Below are 21,181 nucleotides of genomic sequence, written 5' to 3'. Positions count from 1 at the left end.
GACTCGCTCAGGCGAGCTCCTTGAGCCCCGCCGGCGTCTCGATCACGGCGCGATAGCGCAGGCGCTCGCCGCGCCGGATCTCCGGCGGGTTCTCGACGTCGAGCCGCTCATAGAGCGCCCTCACCTCGTCCGGCTCAGGATCCTCCACGACGAAGGCGCGCAGCCTGGCGCCGAGATCCGGCATCGCCGCGACCGAGGGCGGATAGCCGCCGCGGTCGATGACGGAGGGCGCGAGCCCGCCGAGCGGCAACGCCCCTCCCGGCGGCACCGCGAAGGAGAAATTGCGCCCCGAGCCCGACAGGCGGACCTCTTCGCCGAGGATGCTTCCGTGCCGCGCCAGCAGCTCGGCAATGCCGGTCGTTCGCGCGACCCAGCCGCGCAAGCGAAAGCCGTCATCCCAGGAACTGCGCACCGAGGCTGCATCATCGAGCCCGAACCAGCGCGGCCGCCCGGGCGGCGGCGCGGCGGGATCGACCGCGATCACCTCCAGATAGACGTCGTCGCCCAGCCTGAGCAGGTGGTTATGCGTGCCCATGCCGTCATGGGCGCGGCCATAGGGGATGTCGAGGCCGAGACAGGCCCGGATATGAGCGACGCCCTCCGCCAGCGAGGGCGCGATGACGGTCAGGTGGTCGCGCTGCAACATGGCCCCGCCTACCGCATCGACAGTGTCGGCGAGAGCGGCGGCTCGGTCTCCCAGGCCTTGCCGCGTAGCGCCTGCTCGACGCCGAGATCGAACAGCGACGTCATGTAGCGCGTGTCGAAATCCGAGCGCTGCTTTTCATCGAAACTCTCGGGGATCGCCGTGAAGGAGAAGCGAGCTCCGAGGCGCTCGGCCGCGGCGGAGATGGCCCAGATATTCGCCAGCGCCTGGTACTTGACCAAGGTCGCGATCGAGCGCGTCGCCAGGCCAGCGACCGTCTGGACCGAAGCCTGGTAATCCGGCTTCAGCTTGCCGTTGCGGATGACGTAGAGCGAGAGTTTGCGCTGATGGCCGAGATTGCGCCGCGCCGCGCCCTTGAGATCGAGCCCGGGCGGGGCGAAGAAGATCTGCGAGGTGACGCCGCCATCGACATGGAGCTCGTCATAGACCCGGCCATTGCTGGTGACGTTCAGCCTCACAGCCGGAAAAATCGCCGGAATCGAGGCCGAGGCCAGCAGGATGTCGACGAAGAGCTTCTTGCGGTCGGGCTGGCCGCTGGCCGCGATCGAGCCCATGTCCCAGATCACCGGGCGCTGCGCATCGAGATTGGTCGACTGGACCAGGAGCCTGCGGCCCTTGCGGTGCTCGGCGGCGATCTCGTCCAGCAGCGTGTCGGTCGCGTAGCGCTCGACGATCAGGCGCAGCGGCGTGTTGTCGTAGAGCGACTCGCCGACCAGCCCGAATACGCCCTTGTTGCGGTAGAGCTGGTCGTCGCCAAAGCGCGTGTAGATCTCGCGCAACGGGCCGTCGTATTTCGAGCCGAGGAAGGCGAAGGGCGCGATCAGCGAACCGGTGCTGACGCCGGTGACGACTTCGAATACCGGCCGATCGCCGCGCGCCGTCCAGCCGGTGAGAAACCCTGCGCCATAGGCGCCATCGCCGCTGCCGCCGGAAATCGCGAGGAAAGTCGCCGAATTCTGGCATTCCCGGCAGCCGGAGGCGGCGATCTGCCGGTATTGATTGTCGAGATAGCGGCTGGTGGTGTCGGCGACCGTGTCGCCCCAGAAGCGGATCGTGCCGTAGTTGACGACCTCCGCCGTGGCGAGCTCATCCATCGGCAGCGCCCGCGGCCGCTCGCCGGTATTGCAGGCGGCGAGCGCGAGCAGCATGCCTGCCGCCAGCATTCGCCGGATCATGGACGCCCCAACCATCACGCTACCGCATGCCACCGCCGCTTGACGCAGCCGTGACGGCCGCATCGCCTTCGTCATAGGCTTGCATCATGTCGCCTGGTGCTATCGTTAGGCAATCGCCAAGGCGCTCATCCACCCGCGTGGACCGGCTTTGCCGGGACAATAGCTTGACCGGCGGACCCTTGAACGGGCATGACCTTCGCCGATAATCGCGGTCGGGAGGCCGAGAACGACAATGCGCGTCCTGCTGATCGACAATTATGACAGCTTCACCTGGAACCTGGTCCACCTGATCGGCGGACTTGGCGCCGAGGTCGAGGTGCAGCGCAACGACGCGCTGAGCGCCGAGGACGCGCTTGGCGGCGAGCACGACGCGATCGTGCTGTCGCCCGGCCCCTGCACCCCGAACGAGGCCGGCATCTGCCTCGACGTCGTGCGCGAGGGCGCAAGCCGGAAGCCGATCTTCGGCGTCTGCCTCGGCTTGCAGGCCATCGGCCAGGCTTTTGGCGGCGAGATCATCCGCGCGCCGCTGCCGATGCATGGCAAGATCTCGACGGTCACGCACCGGGCGCGCGGCCTCTTCCATGGCATCAACGGGCCGATCCAGGCGACCCGCTATCACTCTCTCGCCGTGGCGCGCGAGAGCTGCCCGACCGATCTGGAGATCGAGGCCGCCACCGATGACGGGGTGATCATGGCCCTCTCGCATCGCGAGCTGCCGGTGCATGGCGTGCAGTTCCATCCCGAGAGCATCGCCTCCGAGCATGGCGCGACGATCCTGCGCAATTTCCTCGACCTCAGCGAGCGATGGTCGAAGGCGCATTCCCGGCCGGACACGGCCGAACGAAACGACGTCGCGCCAAACCAGTGATTGCCGCGCCCCCTTCCGAGACAGCCTGAGTTCCGAAGACGATCATGGACGATTTCAAACCCTTTATCGCCAAGGTGGCGACCGGCGCCCCGCTCTCGCGCGAGGAGGCCCGGGATGCCTTCGACACCATCCTCTCCGGCGAAGTCACCAACGCGCAGGCGGCCGCCTTCCTGATGGCGCTGCGCGTGCGCGGCGAGACCACCGAGGAGATCGCGGGTGCGGTCAGCGCCATGCGCGGCAAGATGCTGCCGCTGAAGGCGCCGGAGGACGCGATCGACATCGTCGGCACCGGCGGCGATGCGTCGGGCTCCTACAATGTCTCGACCCTGGCCTCGATCATCACCGCCGCCTGCGGCGTGCCGGTCGCCAAGCATGGCAACCGTGCAGCGTCCTCGCGCTCAGGGGCGGCTGATGTGCTGACCGCACTCGGCGTCAAGGTTGGGCTCGATCCGGCCGGAACCGAGCGCTGCATCAGCGAGGCCGGCGTCGGCTTTATGTTCGCGCCGACGCATCACGCCTCGATGCGCCATGTCGCGCCGGTGCGCACCGAGCTCGGCACGCGCACGATCTTCAACCTGCTCGGCCCGCTCTCCAACCCGGCCGGCGTCAAGAAGCAGCTCGTCGGCGCCTTCTCCGAGACCTGGCTCGAACCGATGGCGAAGGTGCTGTCGACGCTCGGCTCGCAGCGCATCTGGGCCGTGCACGGCTCCGACGGGCTCGATGAGATCACCACGACCGGGCCGACCCGCGTCGTCGCGCTGGAGAACGGCAAGATCGAGAGCTTTTCGATCAGCCCCGACGATGTCGGCCTTCCGCGCGCCAAGCCGGAGGAGCTGCGCGGCGGCGAGCCGGCGCAGAATGCCGAGGCGCTGCGCGCCGTGCTCGACGGGCAGAAGACCGCGTTCCGCGATATCGCCGCCTTCAATGCAGCAGCCGCCCTCGTGGTCGCAGGCCAGGCCGGCGACTTGCGCGACGGCCTCGCGCGCGCCACATCCGCGATCGACAGCGGCAAGGCCAAGGCGGTGCTGGCTGCGCTGGTCGCGAGCTCGAACGCGTGAGGCGGCGATGACCGACATCCTGGCCCGGATCGAAGCCTATAAGCGCGAGGAGATCGCGGCCGCCAAGGCGCTGGTCTCGCTCGCGCAGATCGAGAAGCTCGCGCTCGCCGCGTCTCCCGTGCGCGGCTTCGCCGCGGCACTCGCCGCCAAGCATACGGCCGGACGGGCGGCGCTGATCGCCGAGATCAAGAAGGCGAGCCCGTCCAAGGGGCTGATCCGCGCCGATTTCGATCCGCCGGCGTTGGCCAGGGCCTATGCCGAGGGCGGAGCCGCCTGCCTCTCCGTCCTGACCGACGCGCCCTCCTTCCAGGGACGGCCGGAATTCCTGGAGCAGGCGCGCGCCGCCAGTGGTCTGCCGGTGCTGCGCAAGGATTTCCTCTACGAGCCCTACCAGGTCTTCGAGGCGCGCGCCTGGGGCGCCGACTGCATCCTGATCATCATGGCCGGCGTCGACGACGCCACCGCGCGCGCGCTGAACGAGACGGCCGTGGGCCTCGGCATGGACGTGCTGGTCGAGGTCCATGACGACGAGGAGCTCGACCGGGCGCTCGCGCTCGAAAGCAGGCTGCTCGGCATCAACAATCGCGACCTGCGCAGCTTCAATGTCGATCTCGCCGTGACGGAGCGGCTCGCGCCGCGCGTGCCGGCTGACCGGATCATAGTCGGCGAAAGCGGCATCTTCACTCCGGCCGATATCGCCCGGCTGCAAGGCAGCGGGGTCAACACCTTCCTGGTCGGCGAGAGCCTGATGCGCCAGCAGGATGTCGCGGCCGCGACGCGGGAGCTGCTCGCAGCATGAGCCGTCTCAGCCACCTCGACGCGCAGGGCCAGGCCCATATGGTCGATGTCGGCGACAAGGATGAGACATCGCGCATCGCCATCGCCGAAGGCCTGGTGATCATGCAGGCGGCGACGCTCGCCATCGTCCGCGACGGCGAAGCGAAGAAAGGCGACGTGCTCGGCACCGCCCGGCTCGCCGGCATCATGGCCGCCAAGCGCACGCATGAGCTGATCCCGCTCTGCCATCCCTTGCTGATCAGCAAGGTCGCGGTCGATCTCGCGATCGATGAGGCCCTGCCCGGCGTGCGCGTGCGCGCCGAGGTCAAGATGAAGGGCCAGACCGGGGTCGAGATGGAAGCGCTGACCGCGGTCAGCGTCGCCTGCCTGACGGTCTACGACATGGTCAAGGCGGTCGACCGGGCGATGCGGATCGAGGGTATCCGGCTCGTCCATAAATCCGGCGGCAAATCGGGCACTTACGACATGGCGGAGCCGGCAACGTGAGCCTCACCCCCGTTCCCGTCGCGCTGAAGGCGCTGATCGACAGCGTGCCCGGCCTGTTGACGGCCGAGACCTTGCCGCTGGCGGCATGTGCGGGGCGCGTGCTGGTGGAGGACCTGAAGGCGCTCAGGACCCAGCCGCCCTTCGCCAATTCGGCGATGGACGGCTATGCCGTGCGGGCCGACGATCTCACCATAGGCACTGAATTGCGCGTCATCGGCGAAGCCGCCGCCGGACGCTCCTTCGGCGGCGCGCTCGCTGCCGGCGAGGCCGTGCGCATCTTCACCGGCGCGCCCCTTCCCGAAGGCGCCGATACGATCTTGATCCAGGAGAATGCAGAGGGCGTCGGCGGCCCCGTCATCACCGTGCGCGAGGGCGCAACCAAGGGCCGCTTCGTTCGTCCCGCCGGCCTCGACTTCCGCGAGGGCAAGATCCTGCTCAAGGCCGGTACGCGTCTCGACAGCGCCGCGCTCGGCCTTGCCGCCGCAATGGGCCATCCGGCGCTTTCAGTGCGGAAGAAGCCGCTCGTCGCGATTCTCGCCACTGGCGACGAGCTGGTCTTTCCCGGCGAGCCCGTCGGCCCGGACCAGATAGTCGCCTCGAACAGCTACGCGCTGGCCGCGCTGGTCGAACAGGCAGGGGCGACCGCACTCGATCTCGGCATCGCCCGCGACACGCATGAGGACCTCGCCGAAAAGATCGGCCGTGCCCGCAGCGCCGATGCCGATGTCCTGGTCACGCTCGGCGGCGCTTCCGTCGGCGAGCACGACCTCGTGCAGGCCGCCTTGAAGGCGCAGGGCATGGAACTCGGCTTCTGGAAGATCGCGATGCGGCCGGGCAAGCCGATGATGATGGGACGGCTCGGCCGCATGGTTGCCGTCGGCCTGCCCGGCAACCCGGTCTCCTCGATCGTCTGCGGCCATCTCTTCGTGCTGCCGCTGATCGAAGCTCTGCTTGGCATGCCCGACCCGCAGCGCGACCGCAGCGAGCCCGGCCTCCTCGGAAGAGATTTGCCGGCAAACGACGAGCGCCAGGATTACTTGCGGGCAAGTTTGGTGCTGACGGGCGCGGGCTGGCAGGCGACTCCCTTCGAGAAGCAGGATTCCTCGATGCTCGCCGCCCTGTCGCGTGCCGACGCTCTGGTGATCAGGCCGGCATTCGCTGAGCCGGCGAAGCAAAATTCGCCCTGCCGGATCATTCGATTGCGCTGAACCTTGTTCCGGCTCGGCTTGCGGAACACAGCACGAACATGTATTATGTTCGTGCTTTGTTTCGAATCCGCAGCCAGGGGCACCGGCAGGTCATGCTGACACGCAAACAGTTCGAACTGCTTCGCTTCATCCAGGAGCGCCTGCGCGAGACCGGTGTGCCGCCCTCCTTCGACGAGATGAAGGATGCGCTCGACCTGCGCTCCAAATCGGGCATCCACCGGCTGATCATGGCGCTGGAGGAGCGCGGTTTCATTCGCCGGCTCCCGAATCGGGCGCGCGCTCTCGAAGTGATCAAGATGCCAGAGGGCATTGGCGGCCCGCAGGCGCCGCGCGGCCGTTTCAGCCCTTCCGTCGTGCAAGGCGGGCTCGGCAAGGCCAAGCCGGCTGCGCCTGCCCCCGAGGAAGACACACGCTCGATGGTCGCGATCCCGGTCATGGGCCGGATCGCGGCGGGCACGCCGATCTCGGCGATCCAGAGCCGCAGCCACAATGTCTCGATGCCGGCCGACATGCTGGGCGGCGGCGAGCATTATGCGCTGGAGGTGCGTGGCGACTCGATGGTCGAGGCCGGCATCCTCGATGGCGATACGGTGGTGATCCGCCGCCAGGATACGGCCAATACCGGCGATATCGTCGTCGCGCTGATCGATGACGAGGAGGCGACGCTCAAGCGGCTGCGCAAGCGCGGCTCCTCGATCGCGTTGGAAGCCGCCAATCCGGCCTATGAGACGCGCGTGCTTGGTCCCGACCGCGTCAAGATCCAGGGCCGGCTGGTCAACCTGTTCCGGCGCTACTGACGCGGCAGCGCTCTACGTTTCCCTGGATTGCTTCGTCGCTGCGCTCCTCGCAATGACGACGGGTGCGCGAGACTAATGAAGCCGTTCCAGTTCGTCGTTGGTCTCGCTCGGTTGCGGGGGCGCGGCGATAGCGGGTTGCGTAACCTGCGGCTGGCGCGGCTTGCGGCTCCAGGGTCGATTGGCGTCGACCTGTTCGGATAGTTGGGCCCGCCAGCCGGTCCCGGTGCTGACCAGCGCGGTCGCGCCATCGCGTGAGAGCGCGCTGCGGTCGATCAGCTTGGCCTCGCAGCCGGCCTGCCAGGGAATCGGCGTGACCACGAGGTCGGCGCGGCGGCAATCCTCGGCGATGGCGAGGCGATCCCGGGCATAGGAGATGCTGCGGCCGGCCTTGTCGCGGATGACGCAGCCGAGCGTGTCGCAAGCCGCGCCCTGGCGCAGGCTGGCATCTTCCGGCTTGCGGCTGTCGCCCTCGGCATTGAGCCATTGCTGCAGGACGAAGGCGCTCGGCTTGCCGGCGAGGATCAGCTTGCCCTCGGCGCCCCGGACCAGGATGCCGGAGCCGTCGCGCTCGATCAGGATGTCCGGCCGTTCCGGCTTCGACGCGACAGCGAGCCCGATGACGAATGGCAGGATCGCCAGGAAGCGGATCGGCGTCGTCCAGAGCGTCATCCAGAGCAGGCTCGCGGCGAAGCATGCGAGCGCCGGCGCTCCGAAGGCCGGGATGACCAGGCTGGAATGGTCGAAGCTCGCGACCCAATGGGCAAGATCGAGCACCCAGGCGGACGCGAGGCCCATCAGCGCCCAAGCCGGCCAGTCGAGCCCGAACGGATAGGCGAGCACGCCGAAGACGGCGGCCGGCATCACGATCAGCGAGACGAAGGGCAAGGCGAACGCATTGCCGATCAACCCGAACGGGTTGAAGGTCTGGAAATGATAGGCGCCGAAGGGCGCGGTTGCCGCCGTCGCGATCAGCGTCGTGACGATGATCCCGATCGCGGCCTGGAAGAGCGGGCGCAGCGGCCAGGGCCATGGCGAGGGCGCCTCGCTGCGCCGCCGCTCCTCCCAGCGCTCGGCGAAGGCGATCAGCGCCGCGACCGCCCCGAAGGACATCTGGAAGCTCGGGCCGAGCAGCGCATCGGGCTCGCGGATCAGTACGATCATCGCGGCAATCGCGAGGTTGCGCATGCTGAGCGCCGGCCGATCGACCAGGATGGCGCCGAGCATCACCAGCGTCATGATCAGCGAGCGCACGGTTGCGACCTCGGCTCCGGAAAAGACGCAATAGCTGACCGCACCGATCATCGCAGCGACGGCCGCGATCTTCTTGATCGGCCAATACAGCGCCAGTGTCTGCGAGAGCGCCAGCAGCGCGCGCACCAGCCAGAAGATCGTGCCGGCGGCGAGCACCATGTGCAGGCCCGAGATCGAGACGACGTGATAGATGCCGGCGGCGCGCAGGTCGACATTGGTCGCCTCGGTGATCAGGCCGCGCTTGCCGGTGACGAGCGCCGCCGCCATGGCGCCGGCCTGCGCCCCGCCGATCGTGGCGATGCGCTCGGTCAGGGCATTGCGGGCCCGATCGAGCGAGGCCCGCATCTGCAACTCGAAAGGCGCCGGCCAGGGTGGCGGCGACAGGCTGATCTTGCCGGGAATGGCGCCGACGGCGCCAAGGCCGCGGAAGAAGGCGTCCCGACCGAAATCATAGCCACCCGGCCGTGCCGGTCCTGGCGGCGGCAGAAGCCGCGCGACGGCGGAGATATGGTCGCCCGGCGCGACCGCGCCCGTCCTGATGTTGACCCGGACGCGCTTGGGCAGTTGCGCAGCATCGAGCCCCGCAATACCCGTCACCAGCACAACCAGCCGTGCGCCGGCATCGCGTGCCTCGACCGATTCGACGAAACCGCTGAGCTGGCCGACGCGGGTGCGCTCCAGCATCGGTGTGGCCACCGTCGCTGTACGCCAGGCGGCCGCGCCGAAGCCGGCCAGGATCGCGGCGGTCGCGATGCAGGCAAGCATGGCCGGGCGCCACGAGCGCAGGAGCCCCGCTGCGATCGAAGCGGCGGCGAAACCCGAAGCCGGAACCCAGAGCGACGGTTCGCGGCCGGCGGCGAAATAGAGCAGGATGCCCAAGCCCATCAGCACCGGCAGACAGAGGAACAGCCGCCGCCGCTCGATCTCGGTCTCGCAAGCCGCCAGAAGGCGCTTTCGGGCCTCGGCAAGAGCGAATTCCAGGCCTGCGCCGGGAAAGCGCGAGCGTTCGGGCCGGCCGGGCAAGGCCCAAGCCAAAGCGCCGCGACGCGGTCCAAGCTGCGGCGGCGCCTGGCGCATCCGCCCTCCCCCTGCCCGGCTGCGATCTTCGCTTAACGCCGGCCCCGCGAGCATGTTACAGGGGCCGCGCCGGTTGTCATGTCCTGGAGCATGTTCCGTAAAAGTGGCACGCACTTTTGCGATATGAACATGCTCAAGAGATTGGCCTTGCGCGAATTCTCTTCGTTCGGCTGATTCCAGCCGGACGGAAAGCGCGCGAGCCCGGCGCGCCGTTTCATTGCCGCTTTGCCGGTGTTTCCTTCATCCCCCGCCCTGTCGGAGCCCTTCTTTCATGAGTGATGCGGTCGTCACGCGCTTCGCCCCGTCGCCTACCGGATTCCTGCATATCGGTGGCGCCCGCACCGCCCTGTTCAACTGGCTCTATGCCCGCCGCCATGGCGGCAAGATGCTGCTCCGGATCGAGGACACGGACCGCGAACGCTCGACCGAGCCGGCCATCGCCGCGATCCTGGACGGGCTCTCCTGGCTCGGGCTCGATTGGGACGGCGACACGGTCTATCAGTTCTCGCGCGCCGCGCGGCACCGCGAGGTGGCCGAGCAGATGCTCGCCGCCGGCAAGGCCTATTACTGCTACGCGAGCCAGCAGGAGCTCGAGGAGATGCGCGAGAGGGCGCGCGCCGAGGGCAAGCCGCTGCGCTATGACGGGCGCTGGCGCGACCGTGACCCTGCCACCGCGCCGGATGGCGTCAAGCCGGTGATCCGCCTGCGCGCGCCGCAGACCGGCGAGACGGTGGTCGAGGACGAGGTTCAGGGCCGCGTCACCTGGCAGAACGAGAATCTGGACGATCTCGTATTGCTGCGCTCGGACGGCACGCCGACCTATATGCTCGCGGTCGTGGTCGACGACCATGATATGGGAGTCACCCATATCATTCGCGGCGACGACCACCTGACCAATGCGGCGCGGCAGACCCAGATCTATAGCGCGCTCGGCTGGAAAGTGCCGAGCATGTCGCATATCCCGCTGATCCATGGCGCAGATGGCGCCAAGCTGTCTAAGCGCCATGGTGCGCTCGGCGTCGATGCCTATCGCTCCATGGGTTATCTGCCCGTGGCGTTGCGCAACTATCTGCTGCGCCTCGGCTGGAGCCACGGCGACCAGGAGCTCTTCTCCACGCAGGAGATGATCGAGCTGTTCAATCTCTCCTCGATCGGCCGCTCGCCGGCCCGTTTCGACTATGCCAAGCTCGAGAACCTGAACGGCATCTATATGCGCCAGTCCGAGGATCGCGACCTGCTCGCGGCGCTGAAGACAATCCTGCCCGAGATCGGCCCGGCCCATGGGCTGGGGCCGACGCTCTCGCCGGAGCTGGAGGCCAAGCTGCTCGCCGCCATGCCGGGCCTGAAGGAGCGCGCCAAGACCCTGGTCGAGCTGCTCGACAGCGCCTCCTATCTCTTCGCCAAGCGCCCGCTCGCGCTTGATCAGAAGGCTGCGACGCTGCTCGACCAGCCGGCGCGCCAGCGCATGCCCGATCTCGCGAGCAAGCTCGCGGCGGTCAACGACTGGACGGCCGCCCCACTCGAAGCCGTGGTCAGGGCCTTTGCCGAGGAGCATGCGCTGAAGCTCGGACAGGTAGCGCAGCCCTTGCGCGCGGCGTTGACGGGGCGCGCAATGTCGCCAGGTCTGTTCGATGTGATGGCCGTGCTCGGCCGGGACGAGACGCTGGCGCGGCTGGCCGATCAATCGTGAACTGGCGCAGGTCAGATCATGCAATTGCATTGGTTGAACGGCCCCGGCAAATGAGCTAGTGACCCGGTTGTGCCTAGCGTAACCCCCCTCTCCCCGGGCACAAATATTGCTTGTAAATCAGTCGGATGAACCTACCACTCGCTCTCGTCCGCCAGCCAACCTGTCATGGGGCCGACATACTTGGCCTCTTCGATGACGGATGCTGGCCGGCAGCCCGATCGGGCTAGCGGGGCAGAAGACTGAGACGCAGCGAGTCTGAAAGGATCGGTATCGATGAGCGGAACCACCAGCCAGCTGAGTGTCGACGGCAAGACGGTCGACATGGCGATCAAGACGGGCTCGATCGGCCCCTCCGTCATCGACATCGCCAAGCTCTACGCGCAAACCGGGATGTTCACCTATGATCCCGGCTTCACCTCGACCGCGAGCTGCGAGTCGGAGATCACCTATATCGATGGCGACGAGGGCGTTCTGCTCCATCGTGGCTACCCGATCGAGCAGCTCGCCGAGCATGGCGACTTCCTCGAGACCTGCTACCTGCTGCTTTACGGCGAGCTGCCGACCGCGGCGCAGAAGGCCGATTTCGACTATCGCGTGACGCGCCACACCATGGTGCACGAGCAGATGGCCCGCTTCTTCCAGGGCTTCCGCCGCGACGCGCACCCAATGGCGGTTCTGGTCGGCTCGATCGGCGCCATGTCGGCCTTCTACCACGACTCCACCGACATCTCGGATCCGCAGCAGCGCATGATCGCGTCGATGCGGCTGATCGCCAAGATGCCGACGCTGGCGGCGATGGCCTATAAGTACACGATCGGCCAGCCGTTCGTGTATCCGCTGAACTCGCTCGACTATACCTCGAACTTCCTGCGCATGTGCTTCGCGGTGCCGGCAGAGGAGTACAAGGTCAACCCTGTGCTGTCGCGCGCGCTCGACCGCATCTTCATCCTGCATGCCGATCACGAGCAGAACGCCTCGACCTCGACGGTCCGCCTCGCCGGCTCGTCGGGTGCTAACCCGTTCGCCTGCATCGCGGCCGGCACGGCCTGCCTGTGGGGGCCTGCCCATGGCGGTGCCAACGAAGCCGCGCTGAGGATGCTGATGGAGATCGGCTCGGTCGAGAACATTCCGAAATACATCGCCAAGGCGAAGGACAAGAACGATCCGTTCCGCCTGATGGGCTTCGGCCACCGCGTCTACAAGAACTACGATCCGCGCGCCAAGATCATGCAGAAGACCACGCATGAGGTGCTGAACGAGCTCGGCATCAAGGACGATCCGCTGCTGGACGTCGCGATCGAGCTCGAGCGCATCGCGCTGAGCGACGAGTACTTCATCGAGAAGAAGCTCTACCCGAATATCGACTTCTATTCGGGCATCACCCTGAAGGCGATGGGCTTCCCGACCACGATGTTCACCGCCCTGTTCGCGCTGGCCCGCACCGTCGGCTGGATCGCACAGTGGAAGGAGATGATCGAGGATCCGTCCCAGCGCATCGGCCGCCCGCGCCAGCTCTACACTGGCCCGACGCTGCGCGAGTACACCCCGATCGGCCGTCGCTGAGACTTCGGCAAGGCAGTTTCGGAGCCGCGGCGGGAAACCGCCGCGGCTCTTTTATTGCGCCCAATTGCTAAGTCCGGCGACGCCGCTGAATGGGTAAGGTCGCCCCCGAAAAGGAGACCCGATCCCATGTCCACATCCGGATATCTCGACCGCCGCTCTCTGCTTGCCGGCTTCTCGGCCGCCTCGCTCACCGGCCTCGCCGGCACGGCGCGCGCGCAGGCCAGCTTTCCAACGCGGCCAATCACACTCGTCGTTCCCTTCGCCGCCGGCGGCTCCACCGATATCGTCGCCCGGCTCGTCGGGCAGAAGATGGCCGAGACGCTCGGCCAATCGGTCGTGATCGAGAACCGTGCCGGAGCCGGCGGCAATGTCGGCGCCACCGCGGTCGCCCGCGCGCAGCCCGATGGCTACACCATCCTGATGGGCACGATCGCGACCCATGCGCTCAATCCGGCCATACTCAAGGCCGTGACCTTCGACCCGGTCAAGGATTTCACGCCGATCTCGCTGCTCGCCGTCGTGCCCAACGTCATGGTCGTGAATCCGAGTTTTCCGGCCAAGACGGTTCAGGAGGTGATCAAGCTCCTGAAGGAGAACCCCGGCAAATACTCCTACGCCTCCTCGGGCGTCGGCACGCCACTGCATCTCTCGGGCGAGCTGTTCAAGTCGCTCGGCGGGGTCAATATGAACCACGTGCCCTATCGCGGCGCCGGCCCTGCCTTGAACGACGTCGTCTCGGGCGCCGTGCCCATCATGTTCGACAACCTGCCCTCCTCGGCCCAGTTCATCCGCAATGGCCAATTGCGCGCCATCGGCGTGACGACGAAGGAACGCGTCGCTTCCTTCCCGGAGTTGCCGACCATCGCCGAGGGCGGGCTTGCCGGCTACGAGACCTATACCTGGAACGCGTTGTTCGGCCCGGCCAATCTGCCGAAGCCGATCCTCGAGCGCCTCAATACCGAGGCGAACAAGGCGCTGACCGATGCGACGGTGAAGCAGCGCCTGAACGATGTCAGTGCCCAGATCATCGGCTCGACGCCGGAAGCGCTCGGCGAGCATGTGAAGCTCGAAGTCGCGAAATGGGCACCGATCGCCAAGGCCTCGGGCGCCACGATCGAATAGAGCTAAATCATCGGACCGGACATCGCATCCGGTCCGATGATCTAGCTCCTTGTTTTCGCATCGGCTTTCCCAGAAAACCGCGATCCACTTCTCGGGCCGATGCGCTAGCCGCTGGCGCTGCTGCCCGCCGTTTCCGCCAGCAGTGCCAGCGTGGCTTCGACCGCGTTCGCGGCCGGGCTCGCGCCGGCCGAACGCATATTCTTCTCGATCTCACGAAAGCCGGCGAGCTGCGCCTCGCGCGCCGGCCCCTCGGCCAGGACAGCCAGGAGTTCGCGCGCCAACGCGTCGGCCGTCAGGTCCTGCTGGATGAATTCCGGCACGACATTCCGGCCGGCGACCAGGTTCGCCAGGATGACGGTCGGCAGCTTGATCAGGCGCCTGGCGATCGCGGCCTCCCAGTCGGCTCCGCGATAGGCCGCGACGGTCGGCACCTGAGCGAGCGCGAGCTCCAAGGTCACGGTTCCCGAGGCGGCAATCGCAGCACGAGCGCTGCGGAAGGCGGCGTACTTGGCGGCCTCGCCGTCGACGAGCTGCGGCGCAACCGGCCAGGCAGCGACCTGCTCTGCGATCAGCCCGCGCAGATGCGTCACCGCCGGCAGCAGGAAACGCGCACCGGGAACAGCCTTGGCGATCTGCACCACCGCCTTGCCGAAGACCGGCATCAGATGGTTGATCTCGGAGCGACGGCTGCCCGGCAGAACGAGGATGTCGGGCGCGGCGGAATCGGCACGGCGGGCCGCCTCATTCGCATCAGGGCGCAATTCGCCGAGCCGCTCGATCACGGGATGGCCGACATAGACCGTCTTCGGCCCATGCAGCCGCTCCAGGGCGGCGGGCTCGAACGGCAGGAGCGCCAGGATGCGGTCGACATGGGGCACCATGCGGCGCGCCCGACCGGAGCGCCAGGCCCAGACAGTCGGGCAGACCCAGTGCACGATCGGGATCGAAGGCGCGCGCCGGCGCAGCTTCTGCGCGACGCGCAGCGTGAAATCCGGCGCGTCGACGGTAAGCAGGAGATCGGGCTTGAATTCGGCCGTGCCCTTGGCTGCATCTTTCATGCGCCGCAACAGGAGGGGCAGCCGCGCGATCACCGGCCCAAACCCCATCACCGCGATATCGGCCTGCGGAAAGAAGGGTTTCAAGCCCTGATCAATCAGGGCATGCCCGCCGACGCCGGCGAGTTCGAGCGGCCGATCGCCGAGGCGCTGGCGCAGGGCGACGAGAAAGCGCTGCGCGAGCGCGTCGCCCGAAGCCTCGCCGGTGATGATGACCAGGCGGAACGGCCGGCTCACGCCACGCCCTCGACGAAAAGCCCGAGCTCGTCGGCGAGCTTGCCGAGCCGCTCGCTGTCGCCGACCAGAACCTTTCCGGCACGCAAGGCGATGCCGGATAGCCCTGCCTGCGCCAGGTTCCGCAGCGTATTGGGACCGATCGCAGGCATGTCGACGCGCAGATCCTGGCCGTCCTTCGGCGCCTTGACCAGGACGCCGTCGCCCTTGCCGAATTTCAACCGTCCGGCCGCGACAAGCTCGGAGACCCGCTTGATCATCGCATCGGTGCCTTCGGCGGCCTCTATGGCGACGACACGGTGATCGGCGACGATTGCCGCCTGGCCGACATCGAAGGGCGAGAGCGCGGCGAGCAGCGCAAAGCCTTGCTCGATGACGGGGCGCGCTACCGTGGGGACCTGCCGCTTGCCGAGCGGGCCGAGCGGAGCGGTCAATTCAGGCGCGATATCGGCCGAACCATGGACACGGAAGCCTTGCCCTTCGAAGAACTGCACGACGCCCTTGAGCAGATGATCGTCCCCACCCTGGAAGGCCCGGGCGAAATGCGGCAGGTATTTCAGCGTCGAGGCCTCGGGCAGCAGCGAGCCGAAGCTTGGGCGCGGCAAGGCGCCGATCAGCACGATATCGCCGATGCCGCGCCGCTTCAGCTCGTCGAGCAGCCGCCCGAGCTGGCCGAGGCGATAGACCCGAACCATGTCCGGCGCGAAATCAGCGAGGCTCGCCGCTCCCTCGACTGCCGCGACATAGACCTCATGGCCCCGCGCCACAGCAAGCCTGGCAAGGCGCGGTGGGTATTCGCCACTGCCGGCAATGATGGCGAGCGGGAACGCCGCGCCCTCGGTTCCGGTCGGAGCCGCACTCACCGGTCTGGCGCGTTGACGTCGCGCGGCACGCAAATCGCGTTCGCGCCGCCCTCGCGAATGAAGTCGAGAATCTCGTGAATCTGCGGATGCTCGGCGAACTCGCTGGCGACATCCTCGACCCGCTCCGACAATGTGCCCTCATCGGCGAAAAGCAGGCGGTAGGCACGGCGCAGCTCATGGATCTGCTCGCGCGAGAAATTCCGGCGCTTCAGGCCGATCAGGTTCAGGCCGGCGAGATGGGCCGGGTTGTCCCGGACCATGCCGAAGGGAATGACATCGTTCAGCACGCCGGCGCCGCCGCCAATGAAGGCGTGATCGCCGATGCGGATGAACTGCTGGAGCCCGGCGCCGCCGCTGACGATGACGAAATTGCCGACCGTGACATGGCCGGCGCACATGACATTGTTCGAGAAGATGACGTTGTTGCCGATCCGGCTGTCATGTCCGACATGCGAATTCGCCAGGAAGAAGCAGTTGTTGCCCACTGAAGTGGTCATCCCGCCGCCATCCGTGCCGGGATTCATCGTGACGCCTTCGCGGATCATGCAATCGGAGCCGATGACCAGTGTCGAAGGCTCGCCGCGATATTTCAGGTCCTGCGGCGGATTGCCGATCGAGGCGAAGGGATAGATCTTTGTCCGTGCGCCGATTGTGGTCCAGCCGGCGATCGCGACATGGCTGATCAGCTCGACCCCGTCGCCAAGGACGACATGGGGACCGACCGTGCAAAAGGGGCCGATGACGACGCCCTCGCCGAGCTGCGCGGCCGGGTCGACGATCGACATCGCGTGGATGGTCGCGCTCATGGAAGACATATCCTGATTTCGGCGGAACGCGACCGGCTCACGCCACCATCGCGGAAATCTCGGCCTCGGCGACGAGCACGCCATCGACCTTGGCCTCGCCGCGGTAGAACCAGAGATTGCGCTTGCGCGCGACCTTGGTGAGGTGGAAATGCAGGGTGTCGCCCGGCACGACCGGCTTGCGGAACTTGGCCTTGTCGATCGTGGTGAAGAGCACCGTGCTGACCGCGGCCTCCTCGATGCCACGCGCGCTCACCACGAGCACGCCGGCGGTCTGCGCCATCGCCTCGATCATCAGCACGCCCGGAAAGACCGGCCGGCCGGGGAAGTGGCCGGTGAACTGAGGTTCGTTGGCGGTGACGTTCTTGATGCCGATGCCGGATTCATCGCCCTTCATCTCGATGACGCGATCGACGAGGAGGAAGGGATAGCGATGCGGGATGCAGGCCATGATCTTCTGGATATCGGCCACGCCCAGCGATGCAGTCGCTTCGTTCATTCTGTCCCATCTCCCCTGGCGACCATCCCTTTGGATCGCCGCGGCATCTACCGGGTCACTTGCCGGCTCGTCAGCGCCGGTTTGCCGGAAATCGCCCCGGGCGATCAAGCAAATTCGACATGGCTCAGCTCTCTGAGCCGCCCGAGCCCTTGCCGCGCTTGGCCACAAGCATCTTCAGCATGGCGCTCTCGCGCGCCCAGTTCATTGCCGGCTGGGCCGGATAGCCGCCATAGCGGGCGCCGCGCGGGATATCGCCGGCGACACCGCTCTGCGCCGCAACCTGCGCGCCCATCCCCACCGTGAGATGGCCGGCAAGCCCGACCTGGCCGCCGAGCACGACGAAATCCTCGAGCGTCGACGAGCCGGCGATGCCGACCTGCGAGACGATGACGCAATGACGACCGATGACGCAGTTATGGCCGATCTGCACGAGATTATCGATCTTGGTGCCCTCGCCGATCACCGTATCGCGGCTGGCGCCCCGATCGATGCAGCTATTGGCGCCGATCTCGACATCGTCCTGGATGATGACACGCCCGATCTGCGGCACCTTCATATGGCCCTTCGGGCTCATGGCGAAGCCGAAGCCGTCCTGGCCGATGCGGACGCCCGGGTGAATGATGACGCGGTTGCCGATCAGGGCGGACTGGATCGTCGAGCCCGAACCGATGGCGCAGTCGCGGCCGATGCGGACCTGCGGACCGATCACGGCATGGGAGGCGATCACCGTACCGGAACCGATCTCGGCACCGGGACCGACGACCGCGCCGGGATCGACAGTGACATTATCCTCGAGCCGCGCGGTGGCATGGACGAAGGCGCCCGGTGCCACGCCCTGCGAGCCGAAGACCGAGCCTGGCTTCAGCGCCGTCGGGAAGAACCGAGCGAGCACCCTGGCGAAAGCATGGTAGGGCGCGGGCGAGACCAGCGCCGTGGTGCCCGCGGGAACGCGGCCAGCGAAACGCGGCGAGACCAGGCAAAGCCCGGCAGCGGTGGCCGCCAAAGCGTCCACGTATTTCGCATTGTCCATATAGGCGAGGTCGTTCGGACCGGCATGCTCCAGCGCCGCGGCACCGGTGACGCGTCGCGCCGAATCGGCCCCTTCGGGAAGCGGCACGCCTGAAACGGCAGCGACCTCGCCGAAATCCAGCGAGGTCGCGAGCGGAAAGAACTGAGGTTCTGACATGTAAAGGATCCGTTGCGGGGCGTCGCCGCCCCGCCGCGTCAGAAGCGGGCGCCGCCCGAGAAGCGGAAGGCCTGGAGGCGGTCGCCGCCGTACTTGGCCGTGATGCCGGTGAGCGGGTTGGTGCCCCACTGCCCATCGTCCTTGGTCAGGGCATAGGCATAGTCGAAGCGGATCGGGCCGAGCGGCGACTGCCAGAGCAAGCTCACGCCGACCGACGAGCGCAGCACGTTCTTGTCGCGCACGCAGGCTACGTTGCTCTGGAACTGCTGCTGGCTCGGCGCGATCGCGACGTTGAACTGACGCGCCTCCGAGCCCGCAGGACAGCCGTTGAACAGCGAGGCCGAGCCGCCGTCATAATTGAACAGCGTACCGGCGTCGGCGAAGATCGCGCCGCGCAGGCCGAGGTCACGCGGCAGGCCCCAGATCGGGAACTGCATTTCGAGCGTACCACCGAAATAGGTGGTGCCGCCGAGCGCGTTCGCAGTCGGGTCGTTCAGCACGTCGCGCGGGCCGATGCCGGACGGGGCGAAGCCACGCACCAGTGTCGGGCCGAGGAAGTAGTGATCGACCATGCGCAGGTTGCCGCTGGTCGCCTGGACGTGACCGCCCTGGACGCGGATGAAGCCGACGACGTCGTCGAAGATTTCCTTGTAGTAGCGGGCATCGGCCGCGATACGCAGGAACTTCGAGTCACCGCCGACACCGGCGAATTCCGGCTTGAGCTCGGCGATGAAGCCGTTGCGCGGGGTCTGGACGCTATCGAGCGAGTTGTAGTTGAAGTTCAGGCCGACCAGCGAAGTCAGCTGCGAACCCTCGGCTTCCTTGACCGCGACCGTGGCTTCGCCGTTGGTCAAGCAGTTATAGCCGCTCTGGGTGCCGAGCGGGGCGCCGGGAGTGCCAGGCGTGATGCCCGGGATCGGGAAGGTACAGTCGTTATAGGGCCGCTCGTAGGTGTTCGGGATCTCGATCTCGGTCGTGTAGATCGAATAGCGCGGCGTGATCGAGAACTCTTCCGTGATCGGGAAGGTGAAGCGCACCTGACCGCCGGTCACGCGGCTCTCGAAGCGGCCGGTGTTGTAGTTGTCGCTGTACTTCGAGAACAGGTCGATACCCGCCGCGATGCGGTGGCCGAGGAAATAGGGCTCGGTGAACGAGAAATCGATGCCCTGCGTCCGCTGGCCGACCGTGCCGGCGATCCGGACGAACTGGCCGCGGCCGAGGAAGTTCGATTCCGACAGCGAGACCTCGCCGATCACGCCGTCCGAGGTCGAGTAGCCACCCGAGATGGCGAAGGAGCCGGTCGCCTTGTCCTCGACGTCGATATTGACGATCACGCGGTCCGGCGCGCTGCCGGGCTCGTTGGTGATGCGGACCTTGTTGAAGAAGCCGAGATTGTTCAGGCGGCGCTCGGCCCGGTCGACCATGACCTTGTTGTAGGCGTCGCCTTCGCCGAGATCGAGCTCGCGGCGCACGACATAGTCGCGCGTACGGGTGTTGCCGCGCACGTTGATGCGCTCGACATAGACCCGTGGGCCCTCGTCGACGACATAGGTGATGCCGATCAGGCGGCCGGCAGCGTCACGGTCGCCGCGCGGGCGGACCTGCGCGAAGGCATAGCCGCGGCGCGACACCTCGGTGGTGAGGTTGACCAGCGACTTCTCGACCGACTCGGCATTGTAGGTATCGCCAGCCGAGGTCGCGACGTAGCGCTGCAGGCTGGCCGGATCGATGTCGCGCAGAGCCGAATCGACGGAGACGTTGCCGACCTTGTATTGCGGGCCCTCATCGAGGGTGACGTCGATGACCCAGCCCTGCAGGGCATCGTCATAGCGGTCAGTGTGGCTGACGACGCGGAAATCGGCATAGCCGTTCTTCAGGTAGAAGCGGCGGATCAGCTCGAGGTCGGAATTGATGCGGTCCGGATCATAGACGTCGGAGGTCTTGATCCAGCTCAGGAAATTCGACTCGGTCGTCGTCATCAGGCCGCGCAGGCGCGACGAGGAATAGACACCGTTGCCGGCGAAGTTGATCTGCTTGACGCCGGTCTTGCCGCTTTCGTTGATGGTGAAGACCACGTCCGAGCGGCCGTTCGGCAGCGGCGCGATACGGCCTGAAATCGAGGTCGCGGCATAGCCGGCGCGCTTGTAGACCTCGCGCAGGCGGGCGACGTCGGAATCGATCAGAGCCTGGCTGAGCGGCCCGTTGGCCTTGGACTGGACCTGATCGATCAGCACCTCGCTCTTGAGGCGGCGGTTGCCCTCGAAGGCGACGCGGTTGACCGTGTCGTTCTCCTGCACGGAGATGACAGTCTGAGAACCGCGGCGGCTGACCTGGACATTCGAGAACAGCCCGGTCGCGAGCAGACTCTGCCGAATCTCCTGCGGGCCACCCTGAGCTGCGTAGCCTCGGATCGTCTCCGAATCCACGCGACGATTACCTTGGACAATCACGGCCTGCGCAAAAACAACGCCACCGCTAACGGCCAGAATGACGGCCGAAAGTCCGACTGATCGAGAGAGCCGCGTTTTGAAAGACCGGCTCTTTTGGGTCGACGTCATCGGGTCGCCTATTCCATTTTCTCAGGTCACCACCCCAACTGGGGGCCTCCACCTTTTGGGTGCAGGCTCGGCGACATTGCAGACCAATCGCTTCTACAAAGTTTCCTGCGAGGTGCAAATGTCCATTGTCGTTAACGAATTATTTTTCACCACGACGTGGCCATGAGGCCACGCGGCGCCCACACCGACGAATCCACGCATCAGTTCGGCGGAACCGGCGAGAACG

The 21,181-nt window shown here is 66.8% G+C and carries 18 protein-coding genes; 9 read left to right on the top strand and 9 right to left on the bottom strand.

The window, feature by feature from the left end:
• Window positions 1-7: 7 nt before the first annotated feature.
• Window positions 8-646 (bottom strand): VOC family protein, encoded by a 639-nt coding sequence (locus EV560_RS28110; RefSeq protein WP_131859145.1) that lies wholly within the window; start codon window positions 644-646, stop codon window positions 8-10.
• Window positions 647-654: 8 nt separating this feature from the next.
• Window positions 655-1,827, bottom strand: coding sequence for a patatin-like phospholipase family protein (locus EV560_RS28105; protein WP_165923690.1), 1,173 nt, complete (start codon window positions 1,825-1,827; stop codon window positions 655-657).
• A gap of 244 nt (window positions 1,828-2,071) precedes the next feature.
• Here EV560_RS28105 and EV560_RS28100 point away from each other — a divergent pair, with 244 nt between their 5' ends.
• From EV560_RS28100 to lexA, 6 genes are all read left to right on the top strand, one after another.
• A complete protein-coding gene (locus EV560_RS28100; RefSeq protein WP_131859143.1) occupies window positions 2,072-2,707 on the top strand; it encodes an anthranilate synthase component II in 636 nt (211 codons plus the stop codon).
• A gap of 44 nt (window positions 2,708-2,751) precedes the next feature.
• A complete protein-coding gene (gene trpD, locus EV560_RS28095) occupies window positions 2,752-3,765 on the top strand; it encodes an anthranilate phosphoribosyltransferase (protein ID WP_131859142.1) in 1,014 nt (337 codons plus the stop codon).
• Between the two features lie 7 nt (window positions 3,766-3,772).
• On the top strand, window positions 3,773-4,564 hold the full coding sequence (trpC, locus tag EV560_RS28090) for an indole-3-glycerol phosphate synthase TrpC (protein ID WP_131859141.1): 792 nt from the start codon (window positions 3,773-3,775) through the stop codon (window positions 4,562-4,564).
• A complete protein-coding gene (moaC, locus tag EV560_RS28085; RefSeq protein ID WP_131859140.1) occupies window positions 4,561-5,049 on the top strand; it encodes a cyclic pyranopterin monophosphate synthase MoaC in 489 nt (162 codons plus the stop codon). The genes trpC and moaC overlap by 4 nt, the downstream gene beginning before the upstream one ends.
• Complete coding sequence (locus EV560_RS28080; RefSeq protein ID WP_131859139.1) at window positions 5,046-6,257, top strand: molybdopterin molybdotransferase MoeA; 1,212 nt, start codon at window positions 5,046-5,048, stop codon at window positions 6,255-6,257. The genes moaC and EV560_RS28080 overlap by 4 nt, the downstream gene beginning before the upstream one ends.
• 92 nt (window positions 6,258-6,349) lie before the next feature.
• On the top strand, window positions 6,350-7,054 hold the full coding sequence (gene lexA, locus EV560_RS28075) for a transcriptional repressor LexA (RefSeq protein WP_131859138.1): 705 nt from the start codon (window positions 6,350-6,352) through the stop codon (window positions 7,052-7,054).
• 72 nt (window positions 7,055-7,126) lie between these two features.
• On the opposite strand, the gene EV560_RS28070 is transcribed toward lexA, so the two are convergent.
• Window positions 7,127-9,382 (bottom strand): ComEC/Rec2 family competence protein, encoded by a 2,256-nt coding sequence (locus EV560_RS28070; RefSeq protein WP_165923689.1) that lies wholly within the window; start codon window positions 9,380-9,382, stop codon window positions 7,127-7,129.
• 271 nt (window positions 9,383-9,653) lie between these two features.
• Between EV560_RS28070 and gltX the strand changes: the two genes are divergently transcribed.
• The 3 genes from gltX (at window position 9,654) to EV560_RS28055 (ending at window position 13,757) form a co-directional block, all read left to right on the top strand.
• The gene (gene gltX / locus EV560_RS28065; protein ID WP_131859136.1) at window positions 9,654-11,072 is read left to right on the top strand and encodes a glutamate--tRNA ligase; all 1,419 of its coding nucleotides are present in this window, start codon (window positions 9,654-9,656) and stop codon (window positions 11,070-11,072) included.
• Between the two features lie 273 nt (window positions 11,073-11,345).
• Entirely contained in the window at window positions 11,346-12,635 is a 1,290-nt protein-coding gene (gene gltA / locus EV560_RS28060) for a citrate synthase (RefSeq protein WP_131859135.1), read from the top strand.
• Between the two features lie 126 nt (window positions 12,636-12,761).
• On the top strand, window positions 12,762-13,757 hold the full coding sequence (locus EV560_RS28055; RefSeq protein WP_131859134.1) for a Bug family tripartite tricarboxylate transporter substrate binding protein: 996 nt from the start codon (window positions 12,762-12,764) through the stop codon (window positions 13,755-13,757).
• Window positions 13,758-13,861: 104 nt separating this feature from the next.
• Here EV560_RS28055 and lpxB read toward each other — a convergent pair whose 3' ends face one another.
• The 6 genes from lpxB to bamA form a co-directional block, all read right to left on the bottom strand.
• On the bottom strand, window positions 13,862-15,049 hold the full coding sequence (gene lpxB, locus EV560_RS28050) for a lipid-A-disaccharide synthase (RefSeq protein ID WP_131859133.1): 1,188 nt from the start codon (window positions 15,047-15,049) through the stop codon (window positions 13,862-13,864).
• Window positions 15,046-15,909: an LpxI family protein gene (locus EV560_RS28045; RefSeq protein ID WP_131859132.1), complete on the bottom strand. Its 864-nt coding sequence runs from the start codon at window positions 15,907-15,909 to the stop codon at window positions 15,046-15,048. The genes lpxB and EV560_RS28045 overlap by 4 nt, the downstream gene beginning before the upstream one ends.
• A complete protein-coding gene (lpxA, locus tag EV560_RS28040) occupies window positions 15,906-16,715 on the bottom strand; it encodes an acyl-ACP--UDP-N-acetylglucosamine O-acyltransferase (RefSeq protein ID WP_131859131.1) in 810 nt (269 codons plus the stop codon). The genes EV560_RS28045 and lpxA overlap by 4 nt, the downstream gene beginning before the upstream one ends.
• 37 nt (window positions 16,716-16,752) lie before the next feature.
• On the bottom strand, window positions 16,753-17,211 hold the full coding sequence (gene fabZ / locus EV560_RS28035) for a 3-hydroxyacyl-ACP dehydratase FabZ (protein ID WP_131859130.1): 459 nt from the start codon (window positions 17,209-17,211) through the stop codon (window positions 16,753-16,755).
• A 124-nt stretch (window positions 17,212-17,335) separates the two neighbouring features.
• A complete protein-coding gene (gene lpxD / locus EV560_RS28030) occupies window positions 17,336-18,397 on the bottom strand; it encodes a UDP-3-O-(3-hydroxymyristoyl)glucosamine N-acyltransferase (protein ID WP_131859129.1) in 1,062 nt (353 codons plus the stop codon).
• 38 nt (window positions 18,398-18,435) lie between these two features.
• Window positions 18,436-20,955: an outer membrane protein assembly factor BamA gene (bamA, locus tag EV560_RS28025; RefSeq protein ID WP_131859128.1), complete on the bottom strand. Its 2,520-nt coding sequence runs from the start codon at window positions 20,953-20,955 to the stop codon at window positions 18,436-18,438.
• Window positions 20,956-21,181: the final 226 nt, after the last annotated feature.

The sequence above is a fragment of the Allobosea sp. BK604 genome (assembly GCF_004341515.1).
GTDB lineage: Bacteria > Pseudomonadota > Alphaproteobacteria > Rhizobiales > Beijerinckiaceae > Allobosea.
This window is presented reverse-complemented; position numbering and strand designations above follow the sequence as displayed.